The organism is Okibacterium fritillariae, assembly GCF_052783725.1.
Window position 1 is genome coordinate 2,802,820 of the sequence record NZ_CP199917.1, and the last position, 21,024, is coordinate 2,823,843.

Consider the following 21,024-nt stretch of genomic DNA (forward strand, 5'->3'; position numbering starts at 1 on the left):
CCTGGGCCCGCGCCGGCACGCCCGAAAGAACTGCGATCGTCGACACCGTGAGCGGCGCTCGAGGTGAACGCGTCACCGGCGCGAGCGGGGCCGGCGTCAGCGTTCCGCGATGGCTCCTCGTCGTGGCGGCCGCGGGCGGATTGTTCGTGGTGGTGCCGCTGGTCGCGATGATCGCCCGCGTCAACTGGGGTGAATTCATCCCCCTCATCACATCGGAATCGTCGCTGCAGGCCCTCGGGCTGAGCCTGCGCACGTCGCTCACCGCCACGGTGCTGTGTCTCGTCTTCGGCGTGCCGCTGGCCGTCGTGCTCGCGCGCAGTCGCTTTCCGGGACAACGCGTGGTGCGAGCGCTCGTGCTCTTGCCGCTCGTGCTGCCGCCCGTCGTCGCGGGCATCGCGCTGCTCTACACGTTTGGGCGGCGCGGGCTCATCGGCCAGCTGCTCAGCTCGTGGGGCATCGACATCGCGTTCTCCACGACCGCCGTCGTGCTCGCTCAGACGTTCGTCGCTCTGCCCTTCCTGGTGCTGAGCCTCGAGGGCGCCCTGCGCACGTTCGGTGGGCGTTACGAGACGGTCGCCGCCACCCTCGGGGCCGGGCCGACGACCACGTTCCTGCGCGTCACGCTGCCGCTCCTGTTGCCCGCCGTCGTGTCGGGGGCCGTGCTGTCGTTCGCCCGCGCGCTCGGCGAGTTCGGCGCCACCCTCACCTTCGCGGGCAGCCTCGCGGGCACCACCCGCACGTTGCCCCTCGAGATCTATCTGCAGCGCGAGACCGACCCGGATGCCGCGGTCGCCCTCTCCCTCGTGCTCGTCCTGGTCGCCGTGCTCATCGTCGTCGCCTCGCAGTGGCTGGCGGGGCTGCAGCCGGGCGCCCGCCGGGCCGACCGCGGCGGACGTTCCAGAAGCGGCGCGCAGGTGCATGCGGACGCGGATATGCAGCCTCAGCCACGCCGGGCGGCCGTTTCGCTCGACACCCGATTCCGGCACGACGAACGCGATGTCGAGGCTTCCTTCGAGGTCCGGGCCGGCGAAACGGTCGCGATTCTCGGTCCGAACGGTTCGGGCAAGTCGACGGCGTTGGGCGCGATCGCTGGGGTCCTCACGCCGGGCCTCGGTTCCCGCATCCGTAGCTCGCGTACTCTCGTAGATCGCGGGGTGAACGTGCCGCCGCATCGCCGGGGCGTCGCTCTCCTGGCGCAAGACGCCCTCCTCTTTCCGCATCTGTCCGCGCTGGAGAACGTGGCATTCGGTCCGCGCAGTGCGGGGGCGTCACGACGGGTCGCGCGCGAGACGGCGCTGCGGTGGCTCGAGCGGGTGGATGCCGCATCCCTGGCCGATCGGATGCCGTCGACCCTCAGCGGCGGGCAGGCTCAGCGCATCGCGATCGCGCGAGCCCTCGCTACCGACCCCGAGGTGCTGCTGCTCGACGAACCGATGTCGGCCCTCGACGTGCGGGTCGCCTCGGACCTGCGCCGCCTGCTGCGAAAAGTGCTCGCCGACCGCACGACCATTCTGGTGACACACGATGTGGTCGATGCGTTGACGCTCGCGGACCGCGCGTTCGTCATGAACGGCGGCCGCATCGTCGAGCACAGCTCGCCCCGCGATCTCATCGGACGCCCGCGCACGCCGTTCATGGCGCAGCTCGCGGGCCTCAACTTCTTCGAGGGTGAGCGACACGGCGATGTCCTGCACACGGACGACGGGCTGCGCATCCCGCTGCCTCCGCGGGGCGAGCGCGAGCGCGCTGTCGTCGGATCACCGAGCCGTCCCGACGCCGCCGATCCGACGAGGGTGACGGGCAAGCGCTGGGTTGCGGTCATCTCGCCCGCATCGGTCGGAGTACGCCGCTCGGAAACGACGCCATCCGAATTCTCGGCGAGCGAAGAGGCGGAGGCGACCTACGCGGAGGAACCGAATGGCGGTAGCGCCGCACACGTCGGCCAGCAGAGCGGCATTACCGCCGACATCCTCGACGTCGAACCGCACGGAGACACGGTGCGGGTGCGAGCGGCGCACGTGTTCGCCGACCTTTCGCTGCGCCGCTGGGCGGCCATGGACATCGACGCTGGAGACCGCGTCACGTTCTCGCTGTCCTCAGACGACATGGTCGTTTTTCCTGCGCGCCGCACACGCACCGACGCATCCGCCTGAACCGACACTCACCCCACCACCCCGGGCGTTTTCTGAGAAAAGCTCAATAGGCTGCGTCCATGACACGCACCGTCGAACCATCGACCGACTGCCATAGACCCAGCGCCCGGGTGACCCCGAGCGCACACCGCACCTCGCAGGGGGTGGCCCGATGAACGGCGATCTGCTGCTCAACATCGTCCTCGTCGTCGTATTCGTGCTCATCGGCGGCGTGTTCGCGGCCACCGAAATGGCCCTCGTCACGTTGCGCGAGAGCCAGGTCAACGCCATCGCCCAGCGCGGCAAACGCGGCGAAAAGGTGGCGAGCCTGGCCCGCAACCCGAACCGCTTCCTCTCGGCCGTGCAGATCGGCGTCACGGTGGCCGGCTTCGCCTCGGCGGCCTATGGAGCGTCGTCGATCGCGCCATCCGTCGTGCCGCTCTTCGTGGCGTGGGGGCTCAGCGAACAGCTGGCCGGCACCATCGCGACCCTCACGTTGACGCTCATCATCGCCTATCTCTCGCTCGTGCTCGGCGAGCTCGCACCCAAGCGGCTCGCGATTCAGCGCAACGCACAGTTCGCCTACGCCGTCGCGCCCGTGCTGAACGGTTTCGCGCACCTCATGCGGCCCGTGATCTGGCTGCTCTCGCTGTCGACCAACGCCGTCGTGCGGCTGCTGGGCGGCGACCCCAACAAGTCGAGCGACGAACTCTCGGATGAGGAGCTGCGCGACATCGTGTCGAGCCACGAGGGCCTGCCCGACGACGAGCGCCGCATCCTCGACGACGTGCTCTCGCTGCGCGACCGCCAGATCAGCGAGGTCATGCGCCCGCGGCCCGAGGTCGTGGCGCTCGACGGCGCCGGAACCATCGCCGAGGCCGTCGACCGCGTGCAGGGGCTGCCGTTCTCGCGCTACCCCGTGGTCGACCAGTCGATCGACGACATCACGGGCTTCGTGCACGTGCGCGACCTCTATGACGCCGCGGCCACCGACAGCTCGCGACCGCTCGGCGACGTGAGCCGCGACATCCCCTATCTGCCGTCGACCGCGCGCGTGCTGCCGACACTCACCGGCATGCGGGCGCAGAACCAGCAGATCGCCGTGGTCGTCGACGAATACGGCGGCACCGACGGCATCGTCACGCTCGAAGACCTGGTCGAAGAGGTCGTCGGCGAGATCTTCGACGAATACGACACGGATGCCGCACCCCGCGAACTCGCGGACGAGGGCGGTGTCATCGACGGCCGCCTCAACATCCAGGACTTCGAGGAGGCGGCGGGAGTCAGCATCCCTCGAGGCACGTGGGACACCATCGCCGGGTATGTGGTGCACCGACTCGGGCGACTCGCGGCCGTCGGCGACGTCATCGAGTTAGAGGATGCCTCACTGAAGGTGACGGCCATGGACCGGCGCCGCATCGCCGAGATCCTCGTGACGAAGCGACCCGCGGGCGACCCCGCGCCCGCCGACGTTGCGCAGGAGCACTGACGCCGGGGCAGGAACGCCGGGACGATGACGCGGAGATCGTGACCGGGAGGTAGGCTCGCGGCGTGGAAAACAGCGAACAGACGACGCTTGAAGCCCTTCTCATCCGCGCGGCCGATACGGGGCAAGGCATCCCGGATTTCCTGGCCGCGCTGCTCGACAGCACCGTACTCGTGCCAGGGTGGGCCGAACCGGCCGCAGACGGCGAGGGGCAGATGGTCACCTTCGCTCCCCTCACGTCGGGCGACGGCAGCTCGGTGCAGCCGTTCTACACGTCGGAGGCGCGGCTCGCCGAGACGCAGGCCGCCATCCCGGGTTACGAGACGCGCTACCTCGCGCTGTCCTGCCGCGCGTTCTGGGACATGACTCGGGGCGCGCGCCTCGTGCTGAACCCGCATTCGCCGCAGGGCAAGGAGTTCCTGCCGGGCGAGATCGCGCAGCTGCTCGACGGCATCGCCCCCATGACCCCGAACGTGCTCGCGAAAGACACCGAGGTTCTGGTCGGCGCTCCCGCGCAGGTTCCGGATGGCATGGAGCAGACCCTTGCCGAGCTGTTCGCGCGGCATCCCCAGGTCGAGCGCGCGTTCCTCGGCTGGAAGGTCACGCCCGAGAACAACGACCAGGCCTACCTGCTCGTGCTCGTCGGTTCACGCGACACCCGCGGGGCCGTGAGCGACGACCTGGGCAGCGCCCTCGTCTACTACTCCCAGGTGCACCCCGTGGATGTCGCATTCGCGGGCCCGCGCGAGAAACACCTGCTCACGAGCCTCCAGCCCTTCTATACGCGCCCCTCGCCCCGGCGCTCCCTCTTCGGCCGCCGCGGCTGAGCCTGTCGGCACTGTTGCTGACCGCGGTCGTCGAGTAGGATTGAATCCTATTCACCGGAGGTCGACCATGCGCACGACTCGTCAAATGAGCATCACACTGCCAAACGAGATGGCCGACGCTGTTCGGGAGCGCGTCGAAGCGGGCGGGTATGCCAGCGAGAGCGAAGTGATTCGCGATGGCATTCGCAGCCTTCTGGCGCGAGACGCGGCCATCGAACGCTGGTTGCGCGAGGACGTGGCGGCTGCCGCTCAGACGCTCGACAATGATCCCAGTGCCGCGCAAACGATCGACGACGTTCGCGCTCGGCTCGCTCAGCTCCGCGGCGACACCGCGTGAGGCGGGCGCTCGTCTTCGCCCCGCAGGCGGAACGAGCGCTTCTAGACCTCCAGCTCCACATAACTGAGCAAAGCTCGGTTGACCGTGCATCGCGCTACGTTGACCGCATCCTGGAGCACTGCGAACTCCTCGCCGACTTCCCCGATCTCGGCAAGGCCCGAGACGACATCGCGCCGGGCGTGCGAGTGACGGGCTTCGAGCGTCGGATCACTCTCGCATACAGCCTGACCGCGCGCGAGGTGCGCATTCTCGGCGTCTATGCGAGCGCGATGGACTGGGAACGGCTGATGCGCGACGAGTCAGCGCGCCCAGCGGTAGGGGGTCGTGGTCGAGACCTTGACGAGGCCCGAGCGCTCGAGAATGGGGCGCGAGTACTCGGTCGAGTCGCTGTGCACGAGAGTCTTGCCGAGGGCCAGGGCGGCTCGCGCGCGGGCGGCCGTCAGCGCGCGATAGATGCCGCGGCCACGATAGGCCTCGAGGGTTGCCCCGCCCCAGATGCCGACGAAGTCCGTGCCGGGCACCGGTTCGAGGCGGCCGCCCGACACCATGCGGCCGTCCGTCTCGGCCACCCAGAGCTGCATGCCGTCGTTGCGGGCGAGGCGCGCGAGCAGCGCATCGGCGATGCCGGGGTCGACGTCTTCGCCGAACGCCTCGTCGATCATGGCGCTCATCGCGCGGACATCCGCCTCGTCGGTGACGACGCGCAGCGTCACGCCCGGGGGTGTCGGGATGTCGCCGGCCAGGGCTTCGAGCGGGCCGATCATGATCGATTCGACCTCGTCGGGTTCGAAACCGTTCGACCGCAGGGCCTCGTCGAGGCCGGGTGCGCGATCGTGACCGCGGGTCTTCCACTCGACGCGCGTGATCTCGGGCTGCACGACGTAGTGCGCGAGCGCGTCTTGCACGAGAGCCGCGATGGCTGCGGCATCCGCATCGCCGAGGTCTTGGTAGGTGATGAAACCTCGGCCACCGGCGAAGGTGACGAGCCGGAGCGGGCCGAGGCGTGTGACACTCACCGCGCTCGGGGTCTCGGCATCCGTTCGGAGCTGTTCGTCATGGGCCTGGAGGTAACGCTCAATATCAGTCATCGGGGTTCATCGTCGCAGGCGGGCGACGCGGGCACAATGCCGGCGGGCACACGATAACCGCGCGTCCGGCGGCTGGCAATGCCCTGTTGCGGGGTCGAAGCGGCGGTTTGACTAGTGTCTCGACGGAAATACGACACGAGACACGAGACACGACACGCGCAGCGGGAAACGAGGGTTCATCATGAAGGCAGTTGTCTGGCACGGTATCGGCGACATCCGACTCGACGAGGTGGCGCAGCCCACCATTCAGGACCCGCACGACGCGATCATCCACATCACGCGCAGCGCCATCTGCGGCACCGATCTGCACTTCGTGCGCGGCACCATGGCGCCCATGCGTGAGGGCACGATCCTCGGCCACGAGGCCGTCGGCGTGGTCGTCGAGGTGGGCGACGCCGTGCGCGGTTTCAGCCCCGGCGACCGCGTCGTCGTGAATTCGACCATGTCGTGTGGCGCCTGCCGCTACTGCCGCATGGGCAAGACCAGTCAGTGCGATGTGGCCAACCCGAACGGCCCGCAGGCCGGCACGAGCTTCTTCGGCGGCCCCGAGACGACCGGCCCCATCGACGGCCTGCAGGCAGAGTACGCGCGCATCCCGTGGGCGCAGAACAGCATGCACCCGCTGCCCGACAACGTCTCCGACGAGCAGGCGATCCTGCTCTCCGACATCTTCCCGACCGGATGGTTCGGCGCCGAGCTCGCGGGCGTGACCCGTGGCGACGTGGTGGTCGTCTTCGGCGCCGGTATCGTCGGGCAGTTCGCCGCGGCATCCGCCTTCAAGCAGGGCGCCGGACGGGTCATCATCGTCGACGGTGAGGAGTCCCGCTTGGCCGCTGCCCTGGCCCAGAACTGCGAGATCGTCGATTACAACCGCGAAGACCCCGTGCAGACCATCATGGATCTGACGAACGGCATCGGCGCCGACTGCGTGATCGATGCCGTGGGTGTGGATGCCGAGCACCCGAAGCGCGGTCCGGCCGCGGTATCCGACGAGGACGCCGCGAAATTCGACGCCGAGGTCGCGCAGATCGCGCCGGATGCCGACCCCGACGCCACCCAGTGGAAGCCGGGCGACGGCCCCTCTCAGGCGGCGCGCTGGGCAGTCGAGGTGGTGGCGAAGTACGGCCGCATCGGCATCATCGGCGTGTATTCGCCGACGGTCGAGCAGTACCCCATCGGCGAAGCCATGAACAAGAACCTCACGATTCGAGCGGGCAACTGCGACCACCATTCGGTGACGCCTCCCCTCATCGACCTCGTCGCGTCTGGCCAGTTCGACCCGACCGCGCTGATCACCGGGCACGAGCACATCGGCGACGCGATTGCCGCCTACGAGGCATTCGACCGTCGCGAACCCGGATGGATCAAGGTGGAACTCGTCTGAGGGCGGGCGGGCCATGTCCCCCGGTGACGAAACCGCCTCCGCGCAATCCGGCGTGCCCGATAGCGAGGCGACCGACGACGAGCGCTGGCTCGTCGTCAACGGGCGGCGCTGGCGGCGCACCGATCCGAGCCTGCCCGAGGACGTCGTCGCCGCGCTGAAATCCCATCTGGGCCGCGGGCGGTCGGGTGTGCGCACGGCGAAGAAGGATGCCGACGACGACGCGGTTGCGGCGGCACGCAAGCGTGTCGGGCTCGCCAAGCACGGCCTCGGCGAGCGCGGGCCGTATTGGTGGGACGATACCCCCGCCGACAGGTTGGCCCGAGCACGCGAGGCCCTGGCCGCACTGGATGCGCTCGACGAGCCGCCCACATCGCGCACGAGTTCTTGACCTTCCCAAACCGCGTCCTCACGCTCAGGACACAGCCACGCGGGTGACGAAACGGTCGGCCAGGTTTCCGGCAGACCCTTGTTAGAGTCGAGACTCAGGATCGACGAGGGTGGGAAACATGACTACCGACGAGGATGCTCTCGGGCTGCTGCTGGCCGAGAACGAGGAGGACGTCGACGACAATACGTCGACCGAAGCCGTGCGCGCCGGGACATCCGCCGTGGTTCTGCTCGTCGTCGCCACCGCCGCGGTGAGCATCACGATTTCGGCGGCCGCCTGGATCGCGATCTTCTCCGCACCCTTCTGGATGCCGCTGTTCGGCTGGTGGGTGCAGGGCTCGCCCATGGAATACGGCCAGCCCTGACACGTTGGGTTGGGCATGACTACGATCGTGCATTTCGAGATCCAGCTCGACCCGGCGAAGCTCGCCGACGCGTCCGAGATCCTCAGCGAGACCCTCGCGGCGACCCGCGCCTGGCCCGGCAACGAAGGCCTCGAGGTGCTGGTGTCCGACGACGACCCCGCCACCATGATCGTCGTCGAGAAGTGGGCAAGCACCATCGACCACACCCGGTACGTCGAGTGGCGCGCCACTCCCGAGGGCGGGGGCGGACGCATCCGCGAACTGCTCGCGGCACCGCCCACCACGCGCGTGTTCTCGGAGCAGTTGCCGCTCACGCTGGCTGTATAGCTGCACCCCTAGCCGACGGGTAGGAAAACGGGGAAGGCAGCAGTGGGGCCGCCGCAGACCTGGTCGTCCGAAAGCCACGTCCACGCGAGAGGTGTCGTGATTGCGCCGACAGTCGAACCATCCTCGCGGTAGGCCGTGACGGTCGCTTCGGGCACCTGGCCTGCGAACAGCGTGACCTGCCACGTCGAGCCGTTCACGGGCACGATGTCGTAGACGGAGCCGACGGTGTCGTCCTCGGCGCGCTGCTCGGCGGTGCGCGAACACCGGCCCTCCGAGTCGCAGAACTCGATGGATGCCGCCTCCGCCACCTGCCCCACCGTGACGACGGTCAGCGACTGGGTGTAGCCGATGGCCGGGCACGCGACGCCGCCGCCCCACCCGGCACATCCCGCGAGCGTGAGCGTGAGCCCAAGGAGGGCGAGTGCCGCGGATGTCACGACCGGGCGTGCGTGGCGCCGTGACGAACTCATGACTCGACCGTGCCACGCCGCGCCCTGGAGCGGTATACCGAGCGCCTTTTCGTTGCCCATTGGTTACGAGCACGCACCAACGCAGCGCTCTAGGCTCAGGGTGTGTTGATCTGGATCAATGGGACTTTCGGTGTGGGGAAGACGCAGGCCGCATTCGGGCTGCATCGCAAGCTTCCGGGGAGCGCGGTGGTCGACCCCGAGCTGTTGGGCTTCGGCATCCAGCGGATGTACCCGCCCGCCATTCGGGATGATTTTCAGGAGACGCCATGGTGGGCGCCTACCGCGGCCGAGATCTTGGTCGACATTTCGCGCAAGCATCCCGGCACGCTGATCGTGCCGATGACGCTGAGCGATCCCGTGAGGCGCCGAGTCATCTTCGACGCCTTGCACGGGGCGGACATCAAGACGCTGCATGTGACGCTGCTCGCGAACCAAACGACAGTGCTGCGGCGTTTGCGGAGCCGTCTCGACGGTCGAAGCAGCTGGGCCGCGCAGCGCTTCGAGGACGCCGATGCAGCCCTGAGAGCCGACCCGTTCGGCGAGCGTCTCGCGACCGATGGGATGAGCGTGCCTCAGGTCGTAGAGCACATCGGCGCACTTGCGGGTGTCTCGCTCTCGCACTCGCTCGCCGAACGGCTCGCTCAGCCTGCGCGGCGCCTCGGCGTGACGTTGCGCCACATTCGATGAAGCTCGTTCCGGCCGCGAGCTAGCGGGCGATGAGGCCGCGGATGAAGGCGGCGACGTCGGCGGGGGCGCGCTCGGCCATGTAGTGGCCGGCCTGGCTGGGCTCGTAGGTGAGGTCGGGGGCCCAGGCGGCCCAGAGCGACGACGCGTCGAAGCCCAGCTGCGAACCCCAGTCCTGCGAGAGGATGCCGACGGGCATGGCGAGTTGTGCGCCCGCGGCACGGTCGGCGCGGTCGAGGTCCAGGTCGATGCCGGCCGAGGCGCGGTAGTCGGCGACGATCGAGGGGATGGCCGCGACCGACGCGTCCACATAGTGCTGGCGGATGTGCGGCGGGAACGTCGCACCGTCGGTGTCCCAGGCGTCGAGGAACGACGCGAAGAACTCTTCGCCGGTGGCCGCGATCATGCGCTCGGGCAGGCCGGCCGGCTGGGCCATCAGGTAGAGGTGCCATGCCACCTTCGCGTCGACGCCGTGCAAGACATCCCACATGTCCATGGTGGGGAGAACGTCGAGGCCGGGCTAGAGAAGTCGTTCATGATGCCTTTCGGGAGGGGTCAGTCGGAGGCGGGCGCGCCGGAGAAGATGCCGCGCGGCGGTTCGGAGGCGGGCGCGGCACTGGCGGCGAGAGCGGGGATGAGGATGCTGTCGATCAGCGTGTCGAGGTAGGCGTCGTCGACCGTGAGGCCGTTCAGCCGGCGGAGGAGGAGAACTGAACCCGTCACCTCTTCGTAGGGGAAGGGTTTCGCGCCGGCCGGGAGCTCGCCGCGAGCGATCGCGGCCTCGAGCACGGAAGCGGGCAGCCGCGCGCCGGTCGGTCCTGTCGCAATCTCGAGGTATTCGCAGAGTTCGGCATCCTCGAGGCCGGCCTGCAACAGCATGAGGCTCATCGAACCGTCGCTGGCACGCAGCGTGGTGTTGAGCCGGCGGCACAGGGCGAGCAGGTCGCCGCGCAGCGAACCCGTGTCGATGGCATCCTGCGTGTGCCCTGACGACGGCCCGGCCTTCACTGCGGCGACAACCATGTCGCGTTTGGTGGGCCAGCGGCGATAAAGGGTGGCCTTGGATGCCTTGGCGCGACGCGCGACCTCCTCGAACGTGATGCTGTCATAGCCCGTGTCGGCGAGCATCCCGAGCACGGTCGCGAGGATTTGACCCTCGCGGACTGCGTCGCGGGGGCGGCCCCCGGCCGAGGACGTCGGGGTGGAAGTCGTCAGGGCAGAGGCAACGGAAGATCGATCGGAAAGATACGGCACGTTTCGTATCGCAACACGTCGGGATGGCCAACCGACGACAAGGGCGCCCAGCTGCAAGCCGGGCGCCCTTCCGGTGTAACTGCTTATTCCGCGCTCATGCGGTCACCGGTTGTCGTCGTCCGCCGCGGTGTCGATCACGGCGCCGGCGGCGCGGGCGCGGTAGCGGCGCGCAAGGACGAGTCCGGCGGCGACGAGGGCCGCGGCGAGGAGGACGCCCAGCGTGGGGGCGACACCGCTCTGGGCGAGGTCGCCGGGGCCGCCGCCGCCCGGGTTTGCGCCGGGAGCCGGCGTTGCGGAGCCCGCGTTGTCGGACGGGACGCCCGGGGTCGGCGCTGCCGTCGGAGCCGGGGTCGGAGTGGCCGTGGGGTCGTCGGCCGCGACGACGACCGCCGACGCGCGGGCGCTCTCGAGGTAGGGGTCCTTGCCGGCCGCGTGCGCGAACACCCAGACCGTGAGGGTCGTGCCGAGTTCGTCGTCGGTGGGCGTGAAGGTGGCGCCCACCGCATCCTCGATCAGGGTGTCGTCGGCGTACCAGCGATATTCGACAGGGTCGCCGGCCGGGTCGAAGGCCGGCAGCGTCACGTCGACGGCCGCGCCGACGCGCGGGGCTTCGGCGAGCGCGAGGGTCCCGGCGGCCGCGACCGCTCCGTCGGCGACCGCGGGGATGACGTGCGCTCCGTAGTCGACCGTCTCCCCCGCCTCGATGGATGCACCCAGCGGGACGGGCGCGGGCGTACTGCCCGCCGAGCCAATGTAGGCGACGTAGTTGCCGACCGGAACGCGAGGAATCGTTACGAGACCCTCCTCGTCGGCGAACGTCTTGGTAGTCGTGACGGCCGCGCCGTCGAGCGTCTTACCGCGCAATTCGGCGGCCGCATCATCCAGGTCGATGAGCGGTGTGCCGTCCTCAGCCGTGACCGTCAGTTCGAGGGCACCGCCCAGCAGGCGCAGGTCGACGTCGGCGAAGGGCGTGGCGGATGCCGCGGCGCCCGTCACCGCGAACTGCGGCTCGTCGTCGCTGTAGTCGTCGTCGCCCGCCAGGGATTCGCCCAAAGCGAAGCGCGCCGACGAGAATTCGGTGCCGTAGTCGAGGGTGTATTCGCCATCCGGGAGGAAGTCGAGGGTCCACGAACCATCGCCGGCCGTGTCGGTTTCCTGTTCGAAGACGTAGGCGTCGGCCGCCGCATCCCAGCGGTAGGCCGAGACGACGACCTCCGAGACGGGGCGGTCGAGCTCGGTGACGACACCCGAGATGGATGCTTCGGCGGGCGCGGCCACTGCGGCGCCCGCCCCGAGACCCACCGCGGCGAGAGAGAAGACACTCACGGCCCCGAAGATGCGCACTACACCCGCGCGCCGCGTGGCACCGTTCGGAGCCGACTTCTCGTTCCGTCTGCCGGACATCTCTGTCATCTCTCCCCTTCGCATCGCGCCACTCGCGCTTCTCGCGTCACTCGCGCTCATCACGCATTGATTTCCCACATCCCCGCCGCGCATCAGATGACCCGCGCAATGCCGTAGGGGCGAACCTGCACCGGACCGAGCAGCCCATACGCCTGCGAGCCCACCGATGAATACACCGTCGGGTTCACGACGCGCAGCCGGTTGATCAGGGTCGAGGCCACCTCGACGCGCACGGTGTTGCGGCCCGGCCGGGCATACGCACTGATGTCGAGGCGAGTGTCGAGGATGTCTCGCTCGGCAACCAGTTCGCTGTTCACCCACACCTTGAAGGTGTCGATGAGCTGCCCCAGGTCGAGGTAGATGCCGACGCGGCCGATCTTCCACGACGCGGGGTCGAGCGTCAGTGTCGTCTTGTAGACACCGATTCCCGAGGCATCCACCACCCCCGGGATCTTGTTCCAGGGTTGCAGGCTGTCGAGCGCGATCGTATGCATGACGTGTTTCGTCTCGATGCGCGCGGGGTCGACGGGCTGCCAGTCGTCGAGCTCGAGCTGCCACGACGGCAGATCGATGGCCGCGGGCAGATCCTTCACGGTCACGGTCTTAGTGCGGCCGTCGGACAGGGTGGCCTGGTAGGTGCCGGTCGCCTCGGCGACGAGCTCGGCGGCACCGGAACCGGAACCGGCACCGGCCCCCGCCGCGAAGCGCGCACCCGTCGCGGTGGTCTCGACCACGTGCACGAGAGGCGCCGTGACCCCCGCGTACGAGCGGCCCGCCAGCACGATGATGGTCGACTGCGCCGGGGCCAGCCGCACCCGAACCCGCACGCGCGAACCCTCGCGCCGGTAGTGCGCCACGGGCGTGATGCGCCCCGTCCAGGCATCCAGCTCGTAAGGGATGCTGTCACCCGACTCGGCCGTCAACCACACGTCCTGATCGATGAGGACGAGCTTGTCCTTCGGCGGATTGTGACGCGTATTGGTGAGGAAGTAATAGTCGACCTTTCCGTCCACGCGGCGGATGTGCTTGAGCATCGACGAGGAGTGCTCGACATCCCGCCCGATGCCGAGCGCGGCGAGCGCGATCGGGATGTCGTCGTTGCCGAGCGCGGTCGTCGAGGTGGGCAGCGCCTTCACCTGCGCCAGAAGCGAGGCCACCTGCTGGTTTGCGGATGCATCGCGCAGCCCGGTCGCCTCGGGGTTCGTCCAGTCGCCGAAGAAGATGACGGGGAGGCCGGCTTTCGCGTGACCCAGCAGTTTGGTGGCCGCCGCCACCGACATGGTGGCCTCGTTGCCGCGGAACCGGTCGATGTCGAGGATGACGACGCGATAGTTTCCGCCCTCGGGCGCGAACCGGCCGTTCTTCATGACGGCACCCGGCAGCTCGAGCGACGAGTTCGCCAGGAACCCGTGCGTCCACCCGATCGGGATACCCGAGGCCGTCGCCCAGGGCGCGCCGATACCGGTCTGCGCCCACCCCTTCTGACGCAGGAACAGGATGTCGTAGCGCGCACGCCCCGTCTGCAGCACCTGCTGCGTGCGGGCGATGAAGGCCGAAATATCCCGAGCGTGGGCCCAGTTCGGCGTGCGCGGACCCCACGCCTCCGAGTAGCCGACGGCGTTGTTGTAGTACGGGCTGAAAGCCGCGAACCCGGGCCAGCCGAGGCCCGGCGCGGTGGCGTAGGGGAAGCCGTGCAGCACGGTCTGGTTGACGCCGCCCGCGAAGGTCTCGTTGAGCGTGTTGAGCACCTGGGTCCAGGTGGTGTTGTAGGCCTTGCCGAGGAACGCGGCCGCCTCGCACGACAGGATGGTGTGGCCCGCGATATCCCGCCCCGACGCCAGCACGCGGTAATCGTCGAGGTTCTTTGCGCCCAACGACTCGGTTTCGGGAATGTCGACGATGCCGGCCTGCTGAATCGAGTCCTGCTCGAGGCCATAGGCCTGCACGCGGTAGGTGAGGCCCAGTCGGTGCGCCCAGTCGCGCAGCGGGACGAGGTGGTTCTCGGTGTAGAGGTCGCTCAGAACCTGGTTGTAGTCATCCCGCACCCGCATGTTCTTCACATCGTCGAAGTCGTAGAGGTACTTCTCCTTCTGCTCGATGATGACGGGCAGCCAGGGCAGCAGGTCGTAGCCCATGCGCTTCTGGAACTCCTCGACGAGGTTGCGCGTCCAGATGGTCGAATGCGTCTCGATCTCGAGCGAGTCCTCGAAGAAGCTGCCGCCGGCGCGCGTCAGCAGATCCTTCACGCGCGGGGTGACGATGTTGGCCTCCCAGTAGTCGATCACCGCCTGGGCGCCGGCCTGGCTGAAGTGGTCGACCACATAGGCGGTCGGCGAGGTGTGCGGGCCACCCTCGGCCTCCTGGCCCGAACCGCGCCGCCAATACGCGAGCAGAACCCACAGTTCACCGGATGCTCCCGAGGGCGCCGTCCAGTCGAGCGACCCGTTCGTGACCTTGTTCGTGAGGTCGACGAGTGAGGATCGCTGCAGAACGATCTGCCCACGCGTCGGCTTGGTGAGAATCTTTGCGGCGTGCACCTTTAGAAGAATCTTCTCGGTCACACCAGCGGATGCCGCCACCACCGGCTCGGGCAGTACGGCGTTGAAGCGTCCGCCCGCCGGCACCTCCACCAGGCCGTGCGCCACCTCGGTGAGCGCCTCGACGGACTGCGGCGTGATGTTCGGCAGGGCTGCGGGCCACGACGGACCGAGCGTCACGTCGAGCGTGATGCCGCGCTTCTCGGCCGCCACCAGCGCGGCCTCGACGGCGGCCAACCAGCGGGGGCTCCCCCATCCGAAATTCTTCACGTCGAGCAGGTTCTTGGGCACGCTGTGGTGCACATCGGCGATCTCGAGCCCGCCGAAGCCCGCGTCGGCGACCTGGTTGACCTCGCGCACGATCTCGTCGATCTCGACCTCGCCGTTGGGCCACCACCAGCGGAACTTCGGCGCGACGCTGGCGGGTGGCGTGGCAAAGGAGGCGGCGTTCGGCGCGGCGGCCGCAGAGACCACGGGGGCTCCGAAGGCCTGGCCGGCGGCACCGCGCGCGGCGGTCGCGGCGATCGCGGCCCCCATCGAGGCGGCGGCCGTGTAGCCGATCAATTGGCGGCGGGTGAGGTGGGGTGCGCGAGACGGAGTCATCGTGGCCTTCCGGACAGAACGCGCGCACCTTCGCACCGCGTTGTGCAAACCTGTGAATCGTTTCAGTAAGAAACTTCACTGACCATATCCCGGCCCCCGAGCAGGGGTCAAGCGTTTGCCCACAAACGCAGCCCGACTAGCGCGTCGTCGAACCCGTGCGCGTGATGACGGCGCGCAGCGTCTCCAGGGGTGCTTTCGGCGTGCGGTCGTCGGCCAGCAGACCGTTGGTCTCCTGCAGCGTGTCGACGAGCTGCGTGTAGCAGAACCCGGCCACGAACGAGCTGGCCGCGACGGCACCGACGACGGCCTCAAGGCGGTCGACGAAGTCCTCCGAGCTGGTCGCCCTCGAATAGCCCCACGCATCGTCGGGCACGGCCTTCGAGGCATAAGAGATGCCGCCGAATTCGGTGACCATGACGGGCCGGCCGCCCACCTCTTGCCCGTCGAGCAGCATGCGTCGGCCGGCCGGGCCGAAGCCACCGAGCACGGCGGCACAGGCATCCTCGTCGAGGTAGCGGGCCCGCAACACCTCGCCCGACCATTCGTAGTCGTGGATGCTGAGGATGTCGGAGTCCACGTGCTCCCACCCGTCGTTCGACACGACGGGCCGCGACGGGTCGAGCGCCCGCGTGAGCGAGACGAGCGAGCGCGCGTAGGCCTGCATGCGCTCGTCGTGCGCGATGTGCTGCACACCCCAGCTCTCGTTGAGCGGAACCCACGTGACGATGCAGGGGTGCGACAGGTCGCGCTCAATGACGGCGGTCCACTCGGCGCTCAGGCGGGCGACGGCGCGCGGACTGAACTCGAACGCACCGGGCGTCTCGGCCCAGACCAGCAGGCCGAGCACGTCGGCCCAATAGAGGAAGCGCGGGTCTTCGAACTTCTGGTGCACGCGCGTGGCATTGAAACCGAGCTCTTTGATGAGCTCGGCCTCGCGTTTGAGGGCCGCCGGGCTGGGCGCGGCGAGGTGTGATTCGGGCCAATAGCCCTGGTTCAGCACACTGCGCACGTAGTAGGGGCGGTCGTTGAGCAGGAAGTGCCCGCCCGCGACGGCCGCCGAGCGCAGGCCCAGGTAGGAGTACACCTCGTCGACCACTGCATCGTCGGCGCGCACCGTGACGCGCACATCGAGCAGGCGCGGATGTTCGGGCGACCACAGCAATTCTTCATAGGCCTGCCCGTTCGTCTGCAAGGGCAGCGCCACCACGAGCGCCGTCGTGACGTCGAGCGCGCGCATGGTCTGGGAGGCGAGCTGCTCACCCTCAAACGAAACGACCACGTCGAGGCGCACATCGGCGTCGGCCGCGGGTCGCCGGTTCAAGTCGAGCCGCAGCGCGATCGTGCCGCCCGGAACATCGGGGGTGGCGTGCACGAGCGTGACGAAGACATCCGACGTCGACTCGAGCCAGACGGGCTGCCAGATGCCCGAGGTGCGGTGGTACCAAATCGAGTGCGGCTCGAGCCGCCAATCCTGTTTGCCGCGCGGCTGCGACACGTCGAAGGGGTCGTCCTCGACACGCACCACGAGCGTGTGCGTGGCGCGCTCGGCACCGGCACCGGTACTGGCACCGACGACGTCGGTCACGTCGAACGAGAAGGGCGTGTGCCCACCCTCGTGCGCCCCGAGGTGCACACCGTCGAGCCACACCTGCGCGCGGTAGTCGACGGCGCCGAAGTGCACGTGCAGTCGGCGGTCGGCGCCGAAGCCGGCGGCCGCCAGATCGTCGGCGGTCAGCTCGCGGGAGTACCAGACCACGGGATGGAAACCCGTGTCGTGAATTCCGGAGGCCTCGGACTCGAACGGGAACGGCACCTGGATGCTGCGGCCGAAGTCGGGCGAGGCGAACCACCGCTCGGCCAGACCCTCGTCGGCATCGTCGAAGGCGAACGACCACGTGCCGGTGAGATCAGCCCAATCGGGGCGCACCAGTTGCGGTCGTGGGTAGGTGCCGTCTTGGCGGCTGGCTCGAAGGGCCTCGTCATCGAGGCGCGCGGGGCTACTGCTCATGCACACATCATGCACGCAATTTACTGCGCTGTAAACTCTGCAATCCCGACACCGGCGTGTCGCCGCGAGTCGAGCAGGTCAGGCTGAGAGAGAGTGCGAAAGCGATCCGGAAGCCCCCGCATCGACGTCGGCATCGACGTCAGAGGCGGCGTCCGAGGTGGCCCCGGAGGCCTGCAACGAACCCGGCGCACTCTCGCGCAAAGCCAGCTCGAAATCGACCAGACGGTGCCGGCCGATGCCGTCATAACCGTCGATGCGCTCAGCCAGCATCTCGAGCGCCACCCGCGCCAACTCGTGCGTATTCGGCGACACCGACGACAGGCTCGGGAACGTCGTGGCGTCGAACGCGATGTTGTCCCAGCCGATCACGGCCACATCATCCGGAATCGAAATGCCCCGCTCGTGCAGAGCACGCAGGGCACCGATGGCCGCGAGATCGTCGCGGCACATGAGCGCATCGAAGCGGATGCCGCGATCGATCGCCTCTCCGACCGCCCGGGCCGCCTCATCCGACGCGATGGCCCCCGTGGGGATCAACAGGTCGTGTTCGACCGGCAGGCCGCGGCTCTCGAGGCCCTGTTGATAGCCGACGATGCGCTGCCTCGACGTCCACGACAGCCCCTCGTTCTCGTGCCCCACGAAGGCGATGCGCGTGCGACCGAGATCCGCGAGATGCTCGGTGGCCACGGTCGCCGCCGCGACGTTGTCGATCATGACGCGGTCGACACTGAGCGGCGCGGGCCCCTCGCCCAGCAAGACCATGGGCAGGTCGCCGTGCCGCTCGGCGATCTCGCGCGACGACATCTGCGAGGGCTGCAACAGCATGCCGTCGACGAGGCCGGCCTCGCTCGCGGACAGCACCGCCCGCTCACCCTCGATGGTGCCCTCGGTCTCTTCGAGCAGCACGCGATAGCCCGAGCCCGTCGCCGCGGCCGCCTTCGAGACGACGTTGGCGAGCTCGGAGAAGTAGGGCAGCCGCACATCCGCGAAGGCCAGCGCGATCAGGCCCGTGCGCCCCGTTGCGAGCCGCCGGCCGATGGCGTTGGGCCGATAGCCGAGCTCGTCGATGGCCCGCTGCACGCGCTCGCGCATGGGCGCCGACACGTTGGGGTGGGCGTGCACCACGTTGGAGACGGTCTTCATCGACACCCCGGCGTGCTCGGCCACGTCCTGTAAGCGAACTCCCGCCATGGTTCCTCCGATGTCGCGTCTGCTGTGTCACGTGCGCTGCCGATGCCACGACCATGGATGGCTGCACCGACGTCGCTCGCCCCGAACTCTAGACCCGGAGCATCCCGTGCCGCCAGATTACCGCGCTGGAGATTTGTCTAGATCTTGACGCCCGACTTCCAGCGCTGTAAATTCACCTTCGACGCCCGATCATTCTTGAGGGGCGCCACCCTGTGCACCGCCCATCGGGCGTAAAACTCAAAGGAGAGTACTCATGAAGAAGGGAACCGCCCGCAGAGCACTTGCGGCGACACTGGCGCTCGGCGTCGGCCTGGCCCTGACCGGCTGCGGGTCATCGGGCAGCACCGGCGGAGGCGCCTCCGTCTCTGGCGAGGACTACGACGGCCCCAAAGTCTCGATCAGCTTCTGGAACGGCTGGACCGGTGGCGCAGCCCCCGTTCTCGTGCCGAAGCTCATCGAGAAGTTCAACAGCGAGCACGACAACATCGAGGTCAAGAACGTGCCCATGGAATGGGCCGACGTCAACAAGAAGCTCCCCCTCGCGGTCAAGGCCGGCAAGGGTCCGGATGTCGCGGTGGCCCACGGCGACGACGTGGCGACCTACGCGGCGCAGGGTCTGCTGCTGAAGGCCGACGACATCGTCAAGGCGCTCGGCTACTCGGCCGACGACTTCCCCGAAGGCCTCATGGACGCGGGCGCCTACTCGGGCAACCAGTACGGCATCCCGTGGAGCGTCACGCCCCTCGGCCTCTACGTCAACAACGATGTGCTGAAGGCCGCGGGCATCGACCCGGCCACCGTCCCCTCCGACAAGGACGCCTACATGAAGGCGCTCGAAGCCCTCAAGGCGGCCGGCGTGCAGGGCGAATGGGTCGACGGCTACGTCTTCACGGGCACGTTCGAGTTCCAGTCGCTGCTCTGGCAGTTCGGCGGCGACCTCTACAACGAGGATGTCTCGAAGGCCACGTTCAACTCCGACGCGGGTGTCCAGGCGCTCACGCACATGACCGACCTCATCAAGGACGGCTACAGCCCCGCCAACGTCGCCCAGGACGGCAACATCAAGGGCCTCCTGGCCGGCAAGACCGCCTACAACTGGAACGGTGTCTGGCAGACCACCAACGAGGGCTTCAACTCGATCGACTGGACGGTTGCCCCCGTTCCGCAGATCGGCACCGAGAAGGCCGTCTGGTCGAGCTCGACGCACTGGATGTTCCTGAACAACAAGGGCCAGGACAAGAACAAGACGGCCGCGGCCGCCACGTTCGTCAAGTGGATGAACGCCAACTCAGCCGGTTGGGCCGAGACCGGTGAGCTCCCCGCCGCCAACGAGGTGCGCAACGACCCGGCCCTCGTCGAGAAGTACCCCAACCTGAAGCCGTTCCTCGACCAGCTCCCCTACGCGCACTACGAGACGAGCGCCCCCGGCATCACCGCCGCGAACGCGTTCATCACGACGGCGCTCAACGAAGCGGTCACCGGCAAGAAGGACCCGAAGCAGGCCCTGGACGACGCGGCCGCCAAGGCCGACGAGGTCCTCAAGCAGAACAAGACCAAGTACGGTGACTAATTCCAGCACGATGGCCGGTCCCAACCCGGCCGCGCCCGCTGTGGCGGTGCCCCCGGCTCGCCGACGTTCACGCGTCGGCAAGTCGGGGGCACCCCGCCGCACCGGCACCGCCTACCTGTTCCTCGCGCCCTTCCTGATCCTGTTCGGCATCTTCGTGATCGCGCCGGCCATCTTCGGCCTCGTGATCAGCGTCACCGACTGGAGCCCCTACAAGGCCGAGCAGGCCTTCATCGGGCTGCAGAACTACATCGACCTCTTCACCCCCGGGTCGATCACGTTCGGCGACTTCTGGCAGAGCATGGGCGCCACCGGCATCTTCACGCTGCTGAGCGTGCCCGTCATGCTCGTCGTGCCGCTGCTGCTCGCGGTGCTGCTCAACAACAAGATCAAGGGCGGCACGGCGTTCCGCGCCATCTTCTTCGCGCCCTACGTGCTCGGCGTCGCCGTCATCGGCGTCGTGTGGCGCTATGTGCTCGACACGCAGTCCGGCATCCTGAACTACCTGCTCGGGCTCGTCGGTCTCCCCTCCGACCTGCCGTGGACGGTCGACGTTCCCTGGGCCTGGGTCTCACTCGTGGGCGTGACCGTGTGGTGGACGCTGGGCTTCAACGCCGTCATCCTGCTCGCGGGCCTCAAGGGCATCAGCGCCGACCTCTATGAGGCGGCCTCGCTCGACGGCGCCGGCGCGATTCGCAAGTTCTTCAGCGTGACCCTGCCCGGGCTGCGACCCGTGATGCTGTTCGTGACGACCACCACCATCCTGGCCTCGGCGAACATGTTCGGCCAGTCGTTCATCCTCACCAAGGGTGGGCCGGGCAACGCCACGCGCACGGTCATCATGTACATCTCCGACCAGGGTCTCGCGCAGAGCAACATGGGCGCGGCCTCGGCCATGAGCTACATCCTGTTCGCCGTGCTCGCCATCATCAGCGTCATCAACTTCCGTCTACAGCGCGAACGCGCGGAGTAA

The 21,024-nt window shown here is 68.4% G+C and carries 19 protein-coding genes and 2 pseudogenes; 13 read left to right on the forward strand and 8 right to left on the reverse strand.

What is annotated here, in order from left to right; all coding sequences use genetic code 11:
- Nucleotides 1-47 precede the first annotated feature (47 nt).
- The 6 genes and pseudogenes from ACUWEX_RS12850 to ACUWEX_RS12875 form a co-directional block, all read left to right on the forward strand.
- Nucleotides 48-905: pseudogene (locus ACUWEX_RS12850) on the forward strand (ABC transporter permease); the annotation flags it as partial.
- A gap of 27 nt (nucleotides 906-932) precedes the next feature.
- On the forward strand, nucleotides 933-2,153 hold the full coding sequence (locus ACUWEX_RS12855) for a sulfate/molybdate ABC transporter ATP-binding protein (protein ID WP_445997647.1): 1,221 nt from the start codon (nucleotides 933-935) through the stop codon (nucleotides 2,151-2,153).
- A gap of 151 nt (nucleotides 2,154-2,304) precedes the next feature.
- Complete coding sequence (locus tag ACUWEX_RS12860; protein WP_445996493.1) at nucleotides 2,305-3,621, forward strand: hemolysin family protein; 1,317 nt, start codon at nucleotides 2,305-2,307, stop codon at nucleotides 3,619-3,621.
- 62 nt (nucleotides 3,622-3,683) lie between these two features.
- On the forward strand, nucleotides 3,684-4,445 hold the full coding sequence (locus ACUWEX_RS12865) for an enhanced serine sensitivity protein SseB C-terminal domain-containing protein (RefSeq protein ID WP_445996494.1): 762 nt from the start codon (nucleotides 3,684-3,686) through the stop codon (nucleotides 4,443-4,445).
- 85 nt (nucleotides 4,446-4,530) lie between these two features.
- Nucleotides 4,531-4,782, forward strand: a complete 252-nt coding sequence (locus ACUWEX_RS12870; RefSeq protein WP_445996495.1) for a ribbon-helix-helix domain-containing protein — start codon at nucleotides 4,531-4,533, stop codon at nucleotides 4,780-4,782.
- Nucleotides 4,779-5,048, forward strand: a pseudogene (locus ACUWEX_RS12875) (type II toxin-antitoxin system RelE/ParE family toxin); the annotation flags it as partial. The gene ACUWEX_RS12870 and the pseudogene ACUWEX_RS12875, both read left to right, overlap by 4 nt.
- A gap of 33 nt (nucleotides 5,049-5,081) precedes the next feature.
- Here the strand turns inward: ACUWEX_RS12875 and ACUWEX_RS12880 are convergent.
- The gene (locus ACUWEX_RS12880) at nucleotides 5,082-5,870 is read right to left on the reverse strand and encodes a GNAT family N-acetyltransferase (RefSeq protein WP_445996496.1); all 789 of its coding nucleotides are present in this window, start codon (nucleotides 5,868-5,870) and stop codon (nucleotides 5,082-5,084) included.
- A gap of 181 nt (nucleotides 5,871-6,051) precedes the next feature.
- Here ACUWEX_RS12880 and ACUWEX_RS12885 point away from each other — a divergent pair, with 181 nt between their 5' ends.
- From ACUWEX_RS12885 to ACUWEX_RS12900, 4 genes are all read left to right on the forward strand, one after another.
- On the forward strand, nucleotides 6,052-7,254 hold the full coding sequence (locus ACUWEX_RS12885; protein ID WP_445996497.1) for an alcohol dehydrogenase catalytic domain-containing protein: 1,203 nt from the start codon (nucleotides 6,052-6,054) through the stop codon (nucleotides 7,252-7,254).
- A 13-nt stretch (nucleotides 7,255-7,267) separates the two neighbouring features.
- Entirely contained in the window at nucleotides 7,268-7,642 is a 375-nt protein-coding gene (locus ACUWEX_RS12890; RefSeq protein WP_445996498.1) for a biopolymer transporter Tol, read from the forward strand.
- A gap of 118 nt (nucleotides 7,643-7,760) precedes the next feature.
- Entirely contained in the window at nucleotides 7,761-8,006 is a 246-nt protein-coding gene (locus ACUWEX_RS12895; RefSeq protein WP_079728583.1) for a hypothetical protein, read from the forward strand.
- Between the two features lie 15 nt (nucleotides 8,007-8,021).
- Nucleotides 8,022-8,333, forward strand: coding sequence for a putative quinol monooxygenase (locus ACUWEX_RS12900; protein WP_445996499.1), 312 nt, complete (start codon nucleotides 8,022-8,024; stop codon nucleotides 8,331-8,333).
- Between the two features lie 8 nt (nucleotides 8,334-8,341).
- Here the strand turns inward: ACUWEX_RS12900 and ACUWEX_RS12905 are convergent, their stop codons facing one another.
- Nucleotides 8,342-8,803, reverse strand: coding sequence for a hypothetical protein (locus ACUWEX_RS12905; RefSeq protein ID WP_143785488.1), 462 nt, complete (start codon nucleotides 8,801-8,803; stop codon nucleotides 8,342-8,344).
- 102 nt (nucleotides 8,804-8,905) lie between these two features.
- On the opposite strand from ACUWEX_RS12905, the gene ACUWEX_RS12910 reads away from it, so the two are divergent.
- Nucleotides 8,906-9,490: an AAA family ATPase gene (locus ACUWEX_RS12910; RefSeq protein WP_079728586.1), complete on the forward strand. Its 585-nt coding sequence runs from the start codon at nucleotides 8,906-8,908 to the stop codon at nucleotides 9,488-9,490.
- 19 nt (nucleotides 9,491-9,509) lie between these two features.
- Here ACUWEX_RS12910 and ACUWEX_RS12915 read toward each other — a convergent pair whose 3' ends face one another.
- The 6 genes from ACUWEX_RS12915 to ACUWEX_RS12940 all read right to left on the reverse strand — a co-directional run bounded on the left by ACUWEX_RS12915 (nucleotide 9,510) and on the right by ACUWEX_RS12940 (nucleotide 18,484).
- The gene (locus ACUWEX_RS12915) at nucleotides 9,510-9,983 is read right to left on the reverse strand and encodes a hypothetical protein (RefSeq protein WP_445996500.1); all 474 of its coding nucleotides are present in this window, start codon (nucleotides 9,981-9,983) and stop codon (nucleotides 9,510-9,512) included.
- A gap of 59 nt (nucleotides 9,984-10,042) precedes the next feature.
- Complete coding sequence (locus tag ACUWEX_RS12920; RefSeq protein ID WP_445996501.1) at nucleotides 10,043-10,741, reverse strand: TetR/AcrR family transcriptional regulator; 699 nt, start codon at nucleotides 10,739-10,741, stop codon at nucleotides 10,043-10,045.
- A 102-nt stretch (nucleotides 10,742-10,843) separates the two neighbouring features.
- Complete coding sequence (locus ACUWEX_RS12925; protein ID WP_445996502.1) at nucleotides 10,844-12,145, reverse strand: hypothetical protein; 1,302 nt, start codon at nucleotides 12,143-12,145, stop codon at nucleotides 10,844-10,846.
- A gap of 92 nt (nucleotides 12,146-12,237) precedes the next feature.
- Nucleotides 12,238-15,285, reverse strand: a complete 3,048-nt coding sequence (locus tag ACUWEX_RS12930) for a glycosyl hydrolase (RefSeq protein WP_445996503.1) — start codon at nucleotides 15,283-15,285, stop codon at nucleotides 12,238-12,240.
- A 136-nt stretch (nucleotides 15,286-15,421) separates the two neighbouring features.
- The gene (locus ACUWEX_RS12935) at nucleotides 15,422-17,293 is read right to left on the reverse strand and encodes a glycoside hydrolase family 2 protein (protein ID WP_445996504.1); all 1,872 of its coding nucleotides are present in this window, start codon (nucleotides 17,291-17,293) and stop codon (nucleotides 15,422-15,424) included.
- Nucleotides 17,294-17,371: 78 nt separating this feature from the next.
- Entirely contained in the window at nucleotides 17,372-18,484 is a 1,113-nt protein-coding gene (locus ACUWEX_RS12940; RefSeq protein ID WP_079728593.1) for a LacI family DNA-binding transcriptional regulator, read from the reverse strand.
- Nucleotides 18,485-18,737: 253 nt separating this feature from the next.
- Here ACUWEX_RS12940 and ACUWEX_RS12945 point away from each other — a divergent pair, with 253 nt between their 5' ends.
- Nucleotides 18,738-20,054 (forward strand): ABC transporter substrate-binding protein, encoded by a 1,317-nt coding sequence (locus ACUWEX_RS12945; protein WP_445996505.1) that lies wholly within the window; start codon nucleotides 18,738-18,740, stop codon nucleotides 20,052-20,054.
- 10 nt (nucleotides 20,055-20,064) lie between these two features.
- Entirely contained in the window at nucleotides 20,065-21,024 is a 960-nt protein-coding gene (locus tag ACUWEX_RS12950; RefSeq protein WP_079728595.1) for a carbohydrate ABC transporter permease, read from the forward strand.

Excerpts from the sequence above, each read along its gene's own strand:
- ACUWEX_RS12855 (WP_445997647.1), top strand. The coding sequence starts at position 933 with ATGCAGCCTCAGCCACGCCGGGCGGCCGTTTCGCTCGACACCCGATTC.
- ACUWEX_RS12860 (WP_445996493.1), top strand. The coding sequence starts at position 2,305 with ATGAACGGCGATCTGCTGCTCAACATCGTCCTCGTCGTCGTATTCGTG.
- ACUWEX_RS12870 (WP_445996495.1), top strand. The coding sequence starts at position 4,531 with ATGAGCATCACACTGCCAAACGAGATGGCCGACGCTGTTCGGGAGCGC.
- ACUWEX_RS12880 (WP_445996496.1), bottom strand. The coding sequence starts at position 5,870 with ATGACTGATATTGAGCGTTACCTCCAGGCCCATGACGAACAGCTCCGA.
- ACUWEX_RS12885 (WP_445996497.1), top strand. The coding sequence starts at position 6,052 with ATGAAGGCAGTTGTCTGGCACGGTATCGGCGACATCCGACTCGACGAG.
- ACUWEX_RS12890 (WP_445996498.1), top strand. The coding sequence starts at position 7,268 with ATGTCCCCCGGTGACGAAACCGCCTCCGCGCAATCCGGCGTGCCCGAT.
- ACUWEX_RS12895 (WP_079728583.1), top strand. The coding sequence starts at position 7,761 with ATGACTACCGACGAGGATGCTCTCGGGCTGCTGCTGGCCGAGAACGAG.
- ACUWEX_RS12900 (WP_445996499.1), top strand. The coding sequence starts at position 8,022 with ATGACTACGATCGTGCATTTCGAGATCCAGCTCGACCCGGCGAAGCTC.
- ACUWEX_RS12905 (WP_143785488.1), bottom strand. The coding sequence starts at position 8,803 with ATGAGTTCGTCACGGCGCCACGCACGCCCGGTCGTGACATCCGCGGCA.
- ACUWEX_RS12915 (WP_445996500.1), bottom strand. The coding sequence starts at position 9,983 with ATGGACATGTGGGATGTCTTGCACGGCGTCGACGCGAAGGTGGCATGG.
- ACUWEX_RS12925 (WP_445996502.1), bottom strand. The coding sequence starts at position 12,145 with ATGTCCGGCAGACGGAACGAGAAGTCGGCTCCGAACGGTGCCACGCGG.
- ACUWEX_RS12930 (WP_445996503.1), bottom strand. The coding sequence starts at position 15,285 with ATGACTCCGTCTCGCGCACCCCACCTCACCCGCCGCCAATTGATCGGC.
- ACUWEX_RS12935 (WP_445996504.1), bottom strand. The coding sequence starts at position 17,293 with ATGAGCAGTAGCCCCGCGCGCCTCGATGACGAGGCCCTTCGAGCCAGC.
- ACUWEX_RS12940 (WP_079728593.1), bottom strand. The coding sequence starts at position 18,484 with ATGGCGGGAGTTCGCTTACAGGACGTGGCCGAGCACGCCGGGGTGTCG.
- ACUWEX_RS12945 (WP_445996505.1), top strand. The coding sequence starts at position 18,738 with ATGAAGAAGGGAACCGCCCGCAGAGCACTTGCGGCGACACTGGCGCTC.
- ACUWEX_RS12950 (WP_079728595.1), top strand. The coding sequence starts at position 20,065 with ATGGCCGGTCCCAACCCGGCCGCGCCCGCTGTGGCGGTGCCCCCGGCT.